This window comes from Pseudomonas sp. NFR09, from assembly GCF_900111535.1.
GTDB classification, from domain to species: Bacteria; Pseudomonadota; Gammaproteobacteria; order Pseudomonadales; family Pseudomonadaceae; genus Aquipseudomonas; species Aquipseudomonas extremorientalis.
On the sequence record NZ_FOIH01000002.1, the window covers coordinates 662,391 to 677,686 of the forward strand.

The 15,296-nt window shown below is 61.5% G+C and carries 13 protein-coding genes; 3 read left to right on the top strand and 10 right to left on the bottom strand.

Annotated features, from left to right (window positions below; translation table 11 throughout):
* Positions 1 to 37 precede the first annotated feature (37 nt).
* On the top strand, positions 38 to 1,411 hold the full coding sequence (gene creD / locus BMX59_RS07040) for a cell envelope integrity protein CreD (protein WP_092242204.1): 1,374 nt from the start codon (positions 38 to 40) through the stop codon (positions 1,409 to 1,411).
* Positions 1,412 to 1,597: 186 nt separating this feature from the next.
* Here the strand turns inward: creD and BMX59_RS07045 are convergent, their stop codons facing one another.
* The 8 genes from BMX59_RS07045 to BMX59_RS07080 all read right to left on the bottom strand — a co-directional run bounded on the left by BMX59_RS07045 (position 1,598) and on the right by BMX59_RS07080 (position 10,363).
* Positions 1,598 to 2,227, bottom strand: a complete 630-nt coding sequence (locus tag BMX59_RS07045; protein ID WP_092242207.1) for a glutathione S-transferase family protein — start codon at positions 2,225 to 2,227, stop codon at positions 1,598 to 1,600.
* Positions 2,228 to 2,261: 34 nt separating this feature from the next.
* Positions 2,262 to 2,438 carry a hypothetical protein gene (locus tag BMX59_RS07050; RefSeq protein WP_093120780.1) on the bottom strand — a complete coding sequence of 59 codons (177 nt, stop codon included), beginning with the start codon at positions 2,436 to 2,438 and terminating at the stop codon, positions 2,262 to 2,264.
* On the bottom strand, positions 2,435 to 3,529 hold the full coding sequence (locus BMX59_RS07055; RefSeq protein WP_093120783.1) for a PepSY-associated TM helix domain-containing protein: 1,095 nt from the start codon (positions 3,527 to 3,529) through the stop codon (positions 2,435 to 2,437). Before BMX59_RS07055 ends, BMX59_RS07050 begins: the two co-directional genes overlap by 4 nt.
* A gap of 63 nt (positions 3,530 to 3,592) precedes the next feature.
* Positions 3,593 to 6,022: a TonB-dependent siderophore receptor gene (locus tag BMX59_RS07060; protein ID WP_093120786.1), complete on the bottom strand. Its 2,430-nt coding sequence runs from the start codon at positions 6,020 to 6,022 to the stop codon at positions 3,593 to 3,595.
* An 85-nt stretch (positions 6,023 to 6,107) separates the two neighbouring features.
* Positions 6,108 to 7,088 carry a FecR domain-containing protein gene (locus BMX59_RS07065; RefSeq protein ID WP_071490276.1) on the bottom strand — a complete coding sequence of 327 codons (981 nt, stop codon included), beginning with the start codon at positions 7,086 to 7,088 and terminating at the stop codon, positions 6,108 to 6,110.
* On the bottom strand, positions 7,085 to 7,603 hold the full coding sequence (locus BMX59_RS07070) for an RNA polymerase sigma factor (protein ID WP_092242219.1): 519 nt from the start codon (positions 7,601 to 7,603) through the stop codon (positions 7,085 to 7,087). Before BMX59_RS07070 ends, BMX59_RS07065 begins: the two co-directional genes overlap by 4 nt.
* Positions 7,604 to 7,736: 133 nt before the next feature.
* Complete coding sequence (locus tag BMX59_RS07075; protein WP_092242222.1) at positions 7,737 to 8,444, bottom strand: 3'-5' exonuclease; 708 nt, start codon at positions 8,442 to 8,444, stop codon at positions 7,737 to 7,739.
* Positions 8,441 to 10,363, bottom strand: coding sequence for a putative nucleotidyltransferase substrate binding domain-containing protein (locus tag BMX59_RS07080; protein ID WP_175486660.1), 1,923 nt, complete (start codon positions 10,361 to 10,363; stop codon positions 8,441 to 8,443). The genes BMX59_RS07075 and BMX59_RS07080 overlap by 4 nt, the downstream gene beginning before the upstream one ends.
* Positions 10,364 to 10,609: 246 nt before the next feature.
* Here BMX59_RS07080 and BMX59_RS07085 point away from each other — a divergent pair, with 246 nt between their 5' ends.
* Entirely contained in the window at positions 10,610 to 11,056 is a 447-nt protein-coding gene (locus BMX59_RS07085) for a response regulator (protein ID WP_058426679.1), read from the top strand.
* Positions 11,057 to 11,205: 149 nt separating this feature from the next.
* On the opposite strand, the gene BMX59_RS07090 is transcribed toward BMX59_RS07085, so the two are convergent.
* The gene (locus BMX59_RS07090; RefSeq protein WP_093120794.1) at positions 11,206 to 13,383 is read right to left on the bottom strand and encodes a malate synthase G; all 2,178 of its coding nucleotides are present in this window, start codon (positions 13,381 to 13,383) and stop codon (positions 11,206 to 11,208) included.
* Between the two features lie 266 nt (positions 13,384 to 13,649).
* Between BMX59_RS07090 and BMX59_RS07095 the strand changes: the two genes are divergently transcribed.
* Positions 13,650 to 14,162 (top strand): glycine cleavage system transcriptional repressor, encoded by a 513-nt coding sequence (locus BMX59_RS07095; RefSeq protein WP_092242227.1) that lies wholly within the window; start codon positions 13,650 to 13,652, stop codon positions 14,160 to 14,162.
* A 223-nt stretch (positions 14,163 to 14,385) separates the two neighbouring features.
* On the opposite strand, the gene rarD is transcribed toward BMX59_RS07095, so the two are convergent.
* A complete protein-coding gene (gene rarD / locus BMX59_RS07100; protein WP_092242230.1) occupies positions 14,386 to 15,270 on the bottom strand; it encodes an EamA family transporter RarD in 885 nt (294 codons plus the stop codon).
* Between the last annotated feature and the right edge of the window lie 26 nt (positions 15,271 to 15,296).

The window sequence follows — 15,296 nt, forward strand, 5'->3', positions numbered from 1 at the left end:
TGCCCAGACTCTCCTCCATCCAAACAGGGAGAGACCCATGAACCGCAGCCTGCTTTTCAAACTTGGCGCGATTGCGCTGCTGATCCTGCTGTTGCTGATTCCGTTGCTGATGATCAACGGCATCATCAGCGACCGCCAGCAACTGCGCGATGGCGTCCTGATGGACATCGCCCGCAGCTCCAGCTACGCCCAGCGCCTCACCGGCCCGGTGATGGTGGTGCCGTATCGCAAGACCGTCCGCGAGTGGAAGCTCAACGAAAAACTCAACAAACGCTACGAAGTCATCCGTGAAGAGCGCGGCCGGCTGTATTTCCTGCCGGACCGTTTTGAACTCGACGGCAAGGTGCAGACCGAACTGCGCGCACGGGGCATCTACCAGGCGCGGCTGTTCCACGCCGACAACCGTATCAGCGGACGTTTCGAATTGCCCGCGCAGTTGGGTATCACCGAAGACTTCGCCGATTACCGCTTTGAACCGGCGTTTCTCGCAGTGGGCATCAGCGATATTCGCGGCATCGAAAATGCGTTGAAGCTGGAGCTGGGCAGCCAGCAGCTGGAGTTCGAACCGGGCTCCCAGGTGGACTGGCTGGGTGAAGGCGTGCACGTGACGCTGCCGGAGCAGGACAGCAAAAAGCCCAGTGTCGTGGACTTTGCCTTCGACCTGCGCCTGCAAGGCACCGAGCAATTGCAAGTGGTGCCGGTGGGCAAGACCAGCCAGGTATCACTCACCTCCAACTGGCCGCACCCCAGCTTTATCGGCAATTTCCTGCCGGCGCAACGTGAGGTCACCGATAAGGGGTTTACCGCCAACTGGCAGACCTCATTCTTCTCCACCAACCTCGAACAGGCTCTGCAAACCTGCCTGGACGGGCAGGGCTGCAATGACTTCAACAACCGCAGCTTCGGCGTGAACTTCATCGATCCGGTGGACCAGTACCTCAAGAGCGACCGTGCGATCAAATATGCGCTGCTGTTCATCGCCCTGACCTTTGCCGGCTTCTTCCTGTTCGAAGTGCTCAAGAGCCTGGCGGTGCACCCGGTGCAGTACGCGTTGGTGGGCTTTGCGCTGGCGTTCTTCTACCTGCTGTTGTTGTCGTTGTCCGAGCACATAGGCTTTGCCCTGGCCTACCTGACCTCGGCCAGTGCCTGTGTGCTGTTGATCGGCTTCTATGTGTGCCATGTGCTGCGCAGCGTGGCGCACGGGCTGGGCTTCTCGGCGGGGTTGGCGGCGTTGTATGGCTTGCTGTACGGGTTATTGAGTGCCGAGGACTACGCGTTGCTGATGGGTTCGTTGCTGCTGTTCGGCCTGCTGGGCACGGTGATGGTGTTGACGCGCAAGTTGGACTGGTATGGCGTGGGCAAGCGCAAGGCGGCCGAGCCGTTGATGTTTGACCTGGAGGCGGTGCAATGATCGGGTTACGCGAGGATCAGCAAGTGGGGGCGCAATTAGCCGCAAGGATCGCTACATTCCTCAATACCACCGCCGTTCAATGTGGGAGTGGGCTTGCCCGCGATAGCGGTGGTTCAGAAACAGCTGTGCTGAATGACATACCGCGATCGCGGGCAAGCCCGCTCCCACATGGGGTCGGTGTGAACATCAGGTCGGTGGCTGGGTCTGCAGCATCGAAGGCCGCTGGCTGACCTCGGCGTACCAGGCGGCAAGCTGCGGGTTGTCCAGGCGCCATTGCATATCCGGGTGGCGGAAGTCGAGGTAACCCAGGGCACAAGCCACGCTGATGGCGGCGATATCGAAATGGCTGGCCAGTTCGGCAATCGCGTCGGCTTCCAGCTCGGCGAGGGTGCGACGGATCTTGTTGCGCTGTTCGTCGAGCCACTGGTCCCAGTGTTTTTCTGCCGGGCGCAGGGCGGTTTCGTAGCGCACCAGCACGGCGGCATCCATGATGCCATCGGCCATCGAGGCCAGGGTCAGGCGGCGCCAGCGGGCCGAGCCGTCGCGGGGGATCAGCGGGGTGCCGACGTGCTGGTGGTCGAAGTAATCGAGGATCACCCGGCTGTCGTGCAGTACTGAACCGTCGGCCAGGCGCAGGGCCGGGATCTTGCCCACGGGGTTGCCTTCTACCACCTGCGCATCCGGGTTGACCGGGGTCGGCATGCAGCCGTACAGGGCGACGCGATCCTGCTGGCCGGTTTCAGCCAGCAGCACGCGAACCTTACGAACGAACGGTGACGCGGGGTTGTGGAACAAGGTCATGCTGGGAGCGGACATGGGCATTCCTCTGAATGGGCTGCGCTAATCTATCTCACCGTTTGATCAAGGCCCAAGTACCAATTGCAGCGGGGATGCCCAGCCCGAGCCAACTGAGCGAATCCCACAGCCCATCCCCGAGCAGCGCCGCAAACAACCCGACGGCGCTGAGCAGGCCGATCCCCAGAGGGATCCCGAAGACCTTCCAGAAACTCGACTGACGTGGCTTCATGTTCGGCGCCTTACGATCCACAGGTAGATCCCGCTCACCAGCACGATGATGGTCAGCCCATCCAACACCGCCCACAGGATCTTCATCGGCATGCCGCCGTAATCGCCAAAGTGCAGCGGCTGGGACATGCCCATGGCGTCCATGTACCAAGGCCGTTCGGCGACGGCGGTGACAGCCAGGGTGCTGGCGTCGATCAGTACCGGCGTGAGCAAATGCGAGGTGAGGTGGGTGCTGCCTTTCATGAACACCGCGTAATGGTGTTCGCTGGAAAAGCGTGTGCCGGGGAAGGCGATGAAGTCCGGCTCCATGCCGGGGGCGGCCTTGGCGGCAATCGCCAGCAGTTCGGTGGCCGGTGCGCGTTGGGTCAGGGGCGAGGCGTTTTTGTAGGGTTCGATCATGGCGCTGAGGCTGTCCTGGCGCCAGGCGGCGATGATCAGGTCGGCGCAGGCGCTGATCACGCCGGTCACGCCTACCACCAGCGCCCAGGTCAGGGTGACCACGCCGATCAGGTTGTGCAGGTCGAGCCAGCGCAGGCGGGTGGACTTGTCCTGGCGCACGGTGGCGAACTTCAGGCGGCGCATGAACGGCAGGTACAGCACCGTGCCGGAGATAATCGCCAGCACAAACAGCGCGCCCATGAATGCCAGCAACAACTTGCCCTGCAGGCCGGCGAACATGTCCACATGCAAGCGCAGCAGGAACATCGTGAACCCGCCGTTGGCCGCCGGGGTTTCCATGGCTTGGCCGGTGCGCGCGTCGAGCAGGAAGGTGTGCGACGAGTTGGGTTCGGTGCCGGCGGTGGCGGCCATGATCGCGATCACGCCGTTCTTGTCGTCTTCGTCCCAGGCCAGGTACTGCATGGCGTCGCCGGGGCGATGGGCCTGCGCGGCGCTGACCAGTTGCTCCAGGTTGAGCTGCGGCGTGTCGGCGGGCATCTGCGCCAGCTCGGGCTCGTTGCCCAGCAGGTGGTCGATCTCGTGGTGAAACACCAGCGGCAGGCCGGTGAGCGCGAGCAGCAGCAGGAATACCGTGCAGATCAGGCTGGTCCAGGTGTGGATGAAGGACCAGCGGCGGATGGTTTTGCTTTTCATGTTTTCAACCTTCAGACACACCAAAGCCGCCCATTGGGGCGGCCCGGTGGTTAACTCAGCCGATTACCACTGGTAGGTGGCACTGGCGACGACGCTGCGTTGGTCGCCGAAGTAGCAGTAGGAACCGTCACAGGTGGAGATGTAGTCCTTGTTGAACAGGTTGGTGGCATTGAGTTTGACCGAGGCGCCTTTGAGGCTGTTGTCCAGGCGACCCAAGTCGTAATGCACCGCACCGTCGAAAACGGTGTAGGCGTTGGCTTTGCCGAGCCAGGTGTTGCCCTGGTCGCCGTAGGTGTTGCCGGTGTAGCGCGCGCCGAAGCCGATACCGAAGCCGTCCAGTACACCGGTGTGCCAGGTGTAGTCGGTCCAGAGCGACGCTTGCTGATTTGGCATCAGTTGCAGGCGGTTACCTTTGAAGTCGCCTTTTTGGACTTCGGATTTGGCCAGTGTGTAGGCGGCGATCACCTTGAGGTTTTCGGTCACGTCAGACACGGCTTCCAACTCCAGGCCTTTGACTTTCACTTCGCCGGTCTGGTCGGTGACCGCCTGGCCGCCTGCACCTGTGCTGGTGACCAGCACGTTTTTCTGGGTCAGGTCATACACCGCCGCACTCAACAGGGTGTTGGAACCGGGTGGCTGGTACTTGATCCCGAGTTCCCACTGCTTGCCTTCGGTTGGCTTGTACGATTTGAGTGGGTCTACGCTGGCGTTGCTCGCTGGCTGGAAAGATTCAGCGTAGGACAAGTACGGCACAAAGCCCGAGTCGAACACATAGCTCAACGCTGCGTTGCCACTGAAGTTCTTGCTGCGGTCGGTGTTGGTGACGTCGTTCTTATTGAAGTAGGTCGTGCCCTGATGGACCCAGTCTTCACGACCGCCCAGGGTCAGGCGCCAATTGTCCAAGGCCATCTGGTCTTGTACGTAGAGGCCGGTCTGGATGGTTTTCTGGTTGTAATCGTAATACGCATCGGAGCGTGGAGGACGTACGACCGGCGTGGTGTTTACAGGATTGAAGATGTTGACGGTGCCTGCTCCGCCGTAGATCGACAGGTATGACGTATCGGTACGCTGGTGATCCAGGCCCAGCAGCAGGGTATGCGTGACATCGCCGGTGGCGAAGTCTGCCTGGAAGTTGTTGTCGACTGCGAACTGGCCGATGTTCTCGTCGACGTTGGTCGAGGTGCGGCCAATGTTACCGGCAGCGTCAACCGGGTAATAGGCATAAGCGCCCACGGTCAGTTGCTGGAACGACAGCTCCGACTTGGTGTAGCGCAGGTTCTGTTTGAACTGCCAGGTGTCGTTGAAGCGGTGCTCGAACGCATAGCCCAACGCGTAATAGGTGCGGTCGTAAAACTCGTAGTCCGGGTCGCCCAGGTTCTTGTGGTGGGACACATCGCCCAATGGCGATTTGATCTTGGTGCCCACGATAGGCAGGAACTGACTGGTGGCCCCCGTATCGTCACGAGTGAACTGCGACAGGAAGGTCAGCTTGGTGTCCGGGTCGATGTTCCAGGTCAGGCTGGGCGCAATGTTGTAGCGCTTGTTATCGATGTGGTCGACCTGGGTGCCGGCATCCCGCACCACGCCGCTGAGGCCATAGAGGAACTGGCCTTCGTCATCGATCTTGCCGGTGCTGGCGAAGTTGATCTGGCGGTAGTTGTCGCTGCCGTATTGCACCTGTACGGCATTGCTCGATTCAGCACTGGGGCGGCGGCTGACCATGTCCAGCAAACCGCCCGGCGGGGTCTGGCCGTAGATCGACGAGGCCGGGCCGCGCAGCAGGGCGAGGCGGTCGAGGTTCCAGGTTTCGGCTTTCGGGTTGGCGTACACACCGCGTGGCAGCGGCAGGCCGTCGAGAAACTGGGTTGGTTCGAAGCCGCGCACGCGCATCCAGTCGTAGCGGGTGTCGCTGCCGTAGCTGGCGGACACGATGCCGGGCATGTATTTGACCGCATCGTCCAGGTTCTGCACGTTGCGGTCCTGCATCTGCTGGCGCGTGGCAACCGAGATCGAACGCGGCGCCTCGACCAACGCGGTGTCGGTCTTGGTGCCGGCGGCGGTGCGCTTGGCCAGGTAGCCGTCGACCGGGCCCCAGGCGCTTTCATAGCTGTCCTGGCCGGTGATATTGGTGGTCGGCAACGCTACGACGCCTTCCGGAATTGCCACCAGGGTGTAGGTTCCCGCACTGCTTTGTTCCAACTGCAGTCCCGTCCCTCGCAACGCCTCACGCAGCGCACCGGGTGCGTCGAACTGGCCCTGGACCGGCGCCGAGGTCTTGCCCGATGCCAGTGCCGGGCTGAGGGTGAGTGCCAGGCCGCCCTGGCTGGCAATCTGGTTCAGGGTGCTGGCCAGTGGCGCCGCCGGCAGGTTGTAGGCGCGCACGCTGGACGCCTGTTCGGCGGCGATCAGCGACGTGCTGGCCAGCGGGGCGCCGAGGGCAATGGCCACGGCTAACAGGCTGGGGCGCAACAAGGTGTCTAGCGTGCGGGACATAGGGCGGCTCCTGAATGGAAGTAATTCGCAATTGCCTATGTGCCGAACGAGAATCAGAAAGTGATAGGGCGGGGGGAAATATTTTTTATTTGGCGGCAGGTGCCTTGCCAGTCACCGTCACCCACCACGGCGTGTGCTGCTCGATCTGCACCGGCAGGGTCGGCAGCAGCGCATTAAGCGCCAGCGTGGTGTCGCGCAATGGGAAGCTGCCAGTGATGCGCAGGTCGGCCACGTTTTTATCCACACCCAGGTAACCGGTGCGGTAGCGGCTCAATTCCTCGATCACATCGCCCAGGCGGGCGTTGTCCACCACCAGCATGCCGCGGGTCCAGGCGTCGGTGGCGGGGGTAACGGCCAGCAGTGGGCCGAGGCCGTCGCTGCGCATCAGCACTTGCTGGCCGGCCTTGAAGATTTGCTCCTGATGCAGCGCCTCGGGCTGGGCGGCCACCGCCGATTGCAGCACGCTCAAGCGCGTGGCGTCGTCTTCGCGCTTGACGATGAACCGCGTGCCCAACGCCCGCAGGCTGCCGTCGCGGGTTTGCACATAGAACGGGCGGGCATCGTTATGGCCGGTCTCGACCAGGATCTCGCCTTCCTGCAATACGATCAGGCGACGTTTTTCATCAAAACGCACGTCGATGGCGCTGTGGGTATTGAGGTTGATCAGCGTACCGTCCGCCAGCTTCAGCGTGCGCTGTTCACCCGTGGCGGTGCGTTGGTCGGCCAGCCAATAGTGGATCGGCACATAGCGCTCGCCGGCAAACAACGCCAGCCCGATCACCAGTGCAATGCTCGCCAGCCCACTGCCCAGCTTGCGCACGCGTTGGCGAATGCCTTCGCGCGATTGCAACAACGCCACCCGCGCCGGGCCCGAGGCCATGCTGAAACGCTGGTCGAGCATGCCCAGTTGGCGCCAGGCGCGAGCGTGCTCTTCATCGCTGGCCAGCCATTTATCGAACTCTTCGCGCTCAATGGCGCTGCCGTCGCCTGAATCAAGGGACAGCTGCCAGGCAATCGCCGCATCCAGCACGCGGGCCGACACGGGTTTGGAACTGATCACCGTCACAGCGGCTCGCCATACAGCGCGATGTAGCACTGGCGAATGCCCTGGGCCAGGTACTGGCGCACCCGGGGTACCGATACGCCCAGGCGCTGGGCGATTTCCGCGTGGCCCAGGCCGTCGAGGCGGTTATAGAGGAAGGCGGCGCGGGCCTTGCTCGACAGCTTGCCGAGCAGACGGTCGATGGCCTTGAGGTCTTCGAGGATCAGTTGCTGTTCTTCCGGCGAGGGATGTTCGCTTTCCGGGATCAGCATCAGTTCGGTGAGATACGCCTGCTCCAGGGCGGCGCGGCGGAAGTAGTCGAACAACAGGCCCTTGGCGATCGCCACCAGAAAGGCCCGTGGCTCGCGGGGTTCGCGCAGCTCATCACGGCCGAGCAGACGTATGAAGGTGTCCTGGCTCAAATCCTCGGCACGGCTCGGGCAGGCGACGTTGCGTCGAAGCCAGGCCAACAGCCAGCCACGATGGTCGCGATACAACGCACCAACAAGCTCACTGCGTGGGTTCTGGATCGACGACAAGGCATCACCTGGTAAACGCGATGTTTAAACTAACGAGAATTATTCGCGATTGTGTCAGAGCCTTGGGGTGGGCGCAATTGGCGTCTGTCGGTTTGTACCGGGGCAAGCCTGCTCACCACAAGGATCGGCGGCCTTAGAAAGAGGGCGCGTGTTTACGCCGTTTCCATTGGCTCAAACGCTCTAGCAGTGCTTGTGGCGTGTCGATGTGCTGCGCCCGTGCGCGGCTGAACAGGATCAGCATCAGCTCCGCCGTGGCCAGGGCATCGGCGCTGGCGTGATGGCGCTCGCCCACGTGCAGGTTGAAATGGTTGATCCAGTCGTCCAGCCCGGCCTCGCGGATATGCGCGTCGGGGCACAGCAAAGGGGCGATGTCGGCCACGTCCAGGAACGGGTGGGCCAGGCGGTAACCCAGGCTGTCCTTGAGCGCCCGGCACAGCATGTGTTGATCGAATGGCGCATGGAAGGCCAGCAAAGGGCTGTCGCCGACGAACTCCATGAAATCCAGCAGTGCCTCGGCCGGGTCGCTGCCGGCGGCAATGGCACTGGGGCCGAGGCCGTGGATCAGTACGCTGGGGCTGAGTCTGGTCTCGGCGCGTTGCAGGGTGCGTTCGAACATCTGGGAGAAGTCCACCGCGCCGTCCTCGATCACCACCGCGCCGATGGACAGCACCTGGTCGCGATTGAGGTTCAGGCCACTGGTTTCCAGGTCCACCACCACCCAGCGCTGGCTGCGCAAAGGTTCGTTGCCTAGAGGCGAAGGCTTGCACAGTCGCTCCAGACGCTGTTGTTGCGTGCTGTCGAGCCCCGGTTTTTTCGTACGCAGCCAGTTGAACAAGCTCACAGCTGATACCGCAACGTCAGGCTGCTTTGCAGGCGTTGGGCCTGGCGCAGAGATTCCCGCAGGATGCGCCGGTCCAGATGGTTGAGGCTGTCGGGGTCGACGCGGTTGGAATACGGCTGGTTCTCGCGGGTCTGCAACTGGTGCTGCTGCATGCGGGTTTGCTGGATAAAGTGGTAGGCCTCTTCGTAGGCGGCGCCGTCCAGGGGCTCGATCACTTCCTTGACCACCAGTTGGCGCAGGCGCTCCAGGGTGTTGTTGGCGTGGATGCCATTGGCCAGGGCCAGCAGGCGCGCGCCGTCCACAAATGGCGTAAGGCCCTGCACCTTGAGGTCGAGGGTGGCTTTCTCGCCCCCTTTACGGGTCAGCACAAACTCGCGGAAGCGTCCTACAGGTGGGCGCTGGCGCAACGCGTTCTCGGCCAGCATGCGTTGGAACAACCGGTTGTCCGCGACCTGATCCAGAATGCCCTGGCGCAGTTGCTCGCAGCCACGCTCGTCGCCCCACACCACCCGCAGATCGAAATAGATACTGGAACCCAGCAGATTCTCCGGCGTGGCCTCGCGGATAAACGCTGCGAAACGGCGCGCCCACTCAGCCCGCGACAGGCACAACTCCGGGTTGCCGGCCATGATATTGCCCTTGCACAAGCTGAACCCGCAGAGCGCCAGGCTCTGGTTGATCTGCTGCGCCAGCGGCAGCAGCCGGCCACGCATCTCGGCCGCTTCGGCGGCGTCCTTGGCATCGAACAGGATGCCATTGTCCTGGTCGGTATACAGCGTCTGCTCGCGGCGGCCTTCGCTGCCAAAGCACAGCCAACTGAATGGCATGCCGGGGTCGCCTTTCTCGGCCAGGGTCAGTTCGATCACCCGGCACACGGTGTGGTCGTTGAGCAGCGTAATGATGTGGGTGATCTGGGTGGACGACGCACCATGTGCCAGCATGCGCTCCACCAATTGGCCGATTTCGCCGCGAATCGCTACCAGGTTGTCTACCCGCGGTGCGTTGCGGATGGTGCGCGCCAGGTGCACCAGGTCCACCCGTTGCAGGGAAAACAGGTCGCGTTCGGACACCACGCCGCACAGGCGCTGCTCTTTGACCAGGCACACATGGGCGATATGCCGCTCGGTCATGGCGATGGCCGCGTCGAAGGCGCTGTGGTCCGGGGTCAGGAAAAACGGTGCCTGGGTCATATGGCCTTCAATGGCCCGGCTGAAATCGCTGGTGCCATCGGCCACCACCTGGCGCAGGTCGCGCAGGGTGAAAATCCCCAGGGGCGCTTTGTGTTCATCGACGATCACGATACTGCCCACCTGCTGCTCATGCATCAGCGTAACGGCCTCGCGCAGCGGTGTGGTGGGGCTGCACGTTACCGGGTGGCGCATGGCCAATTCACCCAGGCGAGTGTTCAGGGAGTATTGAGTGCCGAGGGTTTCCACCGCCTTTTGCTGCACTTGCTGGTTGACCTGGTCCAACAGGCTGCTGACGCCGCGCAGGGCAAAGTCGCGAAACGGGCTGGACAGCGCGAACAGCTTGATAAACGCCGGTTTGTTCAGTTGCAGGCAGAAGGTGTCTTCGGCGGCCTTGTGCTCGGTGCGGGTGGCCCGTTCGCCGAGCAGGGCTGCCAGGGGGAAGCATTCGCCCGTGGTGATTTCAAAAGTGGTTTCGGCGCTGTCCGGCCGCTCGCCCACGACGCGACCCTGCTTGACGATATAAAAATGCTCTACCGGGCCGCCCGACGGTTTGAGGATGCTGTCGCCGGGGCTGTAGAAGCGTAACTGGCACTGTTCCACCAAAAACGCCAGGTGCGCGTTTTCCATCTGGTTGAACGGCGGGAAACGTTGCAGGAATTGCAGGGTGCCGTGGATATTTTGCAGTACAGCAGTTTTCCCCGCCTGGGCGTAGGCATCAGCTTTACTCATAACAGTGACCGCAGTTTTTTTGTCGTTATCGTCCCTCATGGTCGACTCCTGCGCAGCGGGTGCCCATTGGACGTAAGTCTAGGTCGCTGAAAACACCATAGAACTAGGGAAAAACCTTACATGACTATCGTCCAAACCCCGTAGAACACCCACTAGTCAAACTTTCCGACGAAGTGCACATTGATCGCCCTTCCGCAGATGTCTGACGAGTGTGCTGGGAGCTAGATGAGAATTGCTGAGAACCGTATGTCCGACCACGATATTTTGAGCGATGCCGAGCGTGAGGCGCTGAGCGCCGTGATGCTGGAGCCTGATTTACCGCCACAACGCGTGTTGATTGTTGACGATGACAAGGACGCGCGTGAACTGCTGGCGGAAATCCTGGGGCTGGACGGTATTCGCTGCATGACAGCCGACAGTGGTGAGGCGGCGTGGGATTTGTTGAAGTCCAGCAGCTCTATCGGTTTGTTGATCACTGACCTGCGCATGGCGCCCAGCAATGGCCTGGAACTGATCCGACAAGTGCGTGAATCCACCCGGGCGGCGTTGCCGATCATCATCATGTCGGGGGACGCCGAAGCGCCGGACGTGATCGATGCGATGCACTTGAGCGTAGTGGACTTTTTGCTCAAGCCGATTGATAGCGTGAAATTGGCAAAGATGGTGAAGCGGGAGTTGGGGATGGCGTCCTGATTCTGCGGTGTCTATAACGGCCTCATCGGGGGCAAGCCCCCTCCCACATGTTCTATTAGTTGTGGGAGGGGGCTTGCCCCCGATAGCGCCAGTTCAGCCACCACAACCCCAAAGAAAAAGCCCCGATCTCTCGATCAGGGCTTTTTGATTTACAGGCCGTTTTTAGCCTTGAACTCCCGACGCCGACGGTGCAACACCGGCTCGGTGTACCCGTTCGGCTGCTTGGTCCCTTCAATCACCAACTCCACCGCTGCCTGGAACGCGATGTTGCTGTCGAAATCCGGCGCCAGCGGACGATACAACTTGTCCCCGGCATTCTGACGGTCCACCACCGGCGCCATGCGCTTGAGGCTTTCCATCACCTGGGCTTCGTCGACGATGCCGTGGCGCAGCCAGTTGGCGATGTGCTGGCTGGAGATACGCAGGGTGGCGCGGTCTTCCATCAGGCCCACATCGTTGATGTCCGGCACTTTCGAGCAGCCGACGCCCTGGTCGATCCAGCGGACGACATAACCCAGGATGCCCTGGGCGTTGTTGTCCAGCTCGTTGCGGATCTCTTCGTCAGACCAATCGGTGTTGCTGGCCAGGGGAATGGTCAGGATGTCGTCCACCGACGCGCGCTCGCGCTTGGCCAGCTCGGCCTGGCGGGCGAACACGTCGACCTTGTGGTAGTGCAACACGTGCAGCGCCGCCGCCGTAGGCGATGGCACCCACGCGGTATTGGCGCCGGCCAGTGGGTGGGCGATTTTCTGTTCGAGCATCGCCGCCATCAGGTCGGGCATCGCCCACATGCCTTTACCGATCTGCGCACGGCCTTGCAGCCCGGTGCTCAAACCAATATCGACGTTCCAGTTTTCGTAGGCGCCGATCCATTTTTCCGCCTTCATCGCCGCCTTGCGCACCATCGCGCCGGCTTCCATGGAGGTGTGGATCTCGTCGCCGGTACGGTCGAGGAAGCCGGTGTTGATAAACACCACGCGCTCGCTGGCGGCCTTGATGCAGGCCTTGAGGTTGACCGTGGTGCGGCGTTCCTCGTCCATGATCCCGACTTTCAGCGTATTGCGTGGCAGCTTCAGCACGTCTTCGATACGGCCGAACAGCTCGTTGGTGAACGCGGCTTCTTCCGGGCCGTGCATCTTTGGTTTCACGATGTACACGGAACCGGTGCGGCTGTTCTTGCGGCTGCTGTTGCCGTTGAGGCTGTGGATCGCGGCCAGGCTGGTGATCAGCCCGTCGAGAATGCCTTCCGGCACTTCGTTGCCGTCTTTGTCGAGGATCGCGTCGATGGTCATCAGATGACCCACGTTGCGTACGAACAGCAGCGAACGGCCATGCAGCGTCACGTCCTGGCCATTTACGCCGGTGTACACGCGGTCGGCGTTCATGGTCCGGGTGAAGGTCTTGCCGCCCTTGGACACTTCTTCGGCCAGGTCGCCCTTCATCAGGCCGAGCCAGTTGCGGTAGATCACCACTTTATCGTCGGCATCCACAGCGGCGACGGAGTCTTCGCAGTCCATGATGGTGGTCAGCGCGGCTTCCACCAGCACGTCTTTGACGCCGGCGGCGTCGGTCTGGCCGACCGGGGTGTTGGCGTCGATCTGGATTTCGAAGTGCAGGCCGTTGTGTTTCAACAGGATCGCAATCGGCTGGGCGCTGTCACCCTGGAAGCCGATCAGTTGTGCGTCGTCGCGCAGGCCGCTGTTGCTGCCGCCCTTGAGGCTGACGATCAGCGTGCCATCGACGATCTTGTAGCCGGTCGAATCCACATGGCTGCCGGCGCTGAGCGGTGCGGCTTCATCAAGGAAGGCGCGGGCGAAGGCGATCACTTTGTCGCCACGGACTTTGTTGTAGCCCTGGCCCTTCTCGGCGCCGTCGGCTTCGCTGATGGCGTCGGTGCCGTACAGGGCGTCATACAACGAGCCCCAACGCGCATTCGAGGCGTTGAGGGCAAAGCGCGCGTTCATCACGGGCACCACCAGCTGCGGGCCGGCCATGCGGGCGATCTCGTCATCGACGTTTTGGGTCGTGGCCTGGAAATCCGCGGCTTCTGGCAGCAGGTATCCAATGTCTTGCAGGAAGGCTTTGTAAGCCACCGGGTCGTGCGCCTTACCTGCGTGAGTCTGGTGCCAGGTATCGATCCGCGCTTGGAAATCGTCGCGTTTGGCGAGTAGGGCTTTGTTCTTCGGTGCCAGGTCGTGGATGACCTTGTCGGCACCGGCCCAGAACTGGTCGGCAGTGATGCCGGTACCGGGAATGGCTTCGTTGTTCACGAAGTCGAACAGGACTTTGGCGACCTGCAGGCCACCGACTTGAACGTGTTCAGTCATTGCTTGCCTCACTCTGCGGAGCTTATGCGCTTTTTCAGATTTTCATTATGTAGTGCACGGTTGGGCATACTACATGATGACTTGCGGTTGTGAAAATTAGACTAAATACGTCGTTTAGCGACCCACTTTGGTCGTACGGTCACAGCGGAGAACCGGATGTTCTCAAAAAACTATTGGATTGTTCCAGATAAATATAAAAATGGTACACGATTTGTTTTCGAGGGCTTCCGAGTCCACCTTGTAGATTGAATTCAGAGGGCTTCGCCATGGACCATCTTGTACTCACAATTATCGCCGCCGACAAACCCGGCCTGGTTGAACGCATCGCGCAGAATATTGCCACCCACGGTGGCAACTGGCTGGAAAGCCGCATGGCGCACATGGCCGGGCAATTTGCCGGGATCCTGCGGGTCAGCGTTCCAACAGAGAACCGTCAGGCGCTGGTCGGCGCGCTGGAGGACTTATCCACACATGGCATTCGCGTGCTGGTGGGCGAAGGCAGCAGCGGGCAGGCCTCGGCCTCCAAGTCGATCATGATGACGCTGGTGGGCAATGACCGTGCGGGTATTGTGCGCGAGATTACGGCGCTGCTGAGCAAGCAGGGCGTGAACCTGGAGAGCCTGAGCACGGACGTGCGCCCGGCGCCCATGAGCGGTGATCCGTTGTTTACTGCTGAAGCGCTGCTGCAGGTGCCGGCAGCGTTATCCCTAGATGCCTTGCAGTTGACCCTGGAAACCCTGGCGGACGATCTGATGGTGGAACTGCATCACGAGGAATAATCGGCCCACAGGGTTATGCATGGAAATCTTGCATGGGCCTGTGGATAACCTGTAGAGACCCGGCGCCAGGCCACGCCGTGCGGGGTTCTTCGCTACTTGAGCAAAAAACGAGCAGTTTCAAGGGCTTGTGCACAAATGGCGGGGATCAGGTTGTGGATAACCTTGGGGTGGATGTCTGCAAGCCACGTAGATTATGGCTTGCAGAGGTTTGTACGTTATTTGATCAGCGTTTGCGTGCGCTGAGCCAGATGTCCATGCTGTACACCACCAGGCCCGCCCAGATGAACGCGAAGGCGGTCAAAGTGCTTGGTGCCAGATGCTCGCCGAACAGCAGCACGGCTTCCAGCAATACCAGGGTCGGCGCGACGTACTGCAAAAAGCCCAGGGCGGTATAGGGCAAATGCCGTGCGGCGGCGTTGAAACACACCAGCGGGATCAGTGTCACCGGGCCGGCGGCGACCAGCCACCAGGCTTCGGAGGTGCCCCAGAATTCCATCTGCGCACTGTGGGCGGTCGGGTTGAACAGCAGCCATGCAACCGCAATCGGCACCAGCATCCAGGTTTCCACCACCAGCCCCGGCAGGGCTTTCACCGGTGCCTGCTTGCGAATCAGCCCGTAGAAACCAAAGGTCAACGCCAGTACCAGCGATACCCACGGCAGGCTGCCCACTTGCCACACCTGCTGCGCCACACCCACCGCAGCCAGCCCAACGGCGACCCACTGCAAACGGCGCAGGCGTTCACCCAGGATCAACATGCCCAGTACCACATTCACCAACGGGTTGATGTAGTAACCCAGGCTCGCCTCCAGCATGCGCCCGGTGTTGACCGACCACACGTAGGTCAGCCAGTTACCCGCGATCAACGAACCACTGAGTGCCAGGATCGCCAGGCGCTTGGGGTTGTCGCGCAGTTCGCGGAACCAGCCGGGATGTTTCCACACCATCAACAGCAAACCGCCGAACAGCGCCGACCACAACACGCGGTGCACGATGATCTCTGCGGCGGGCACGCTGGCGATGGCTTTGAAGTAGAGCGGGAACAGACCCCAGATGACATAGGCGCTCAGGCCCAGGATATAACCCTTGCGGGGGTTGGCGGCTTGCATTGCAGAATCCTTGCTTAGGCAGCTAA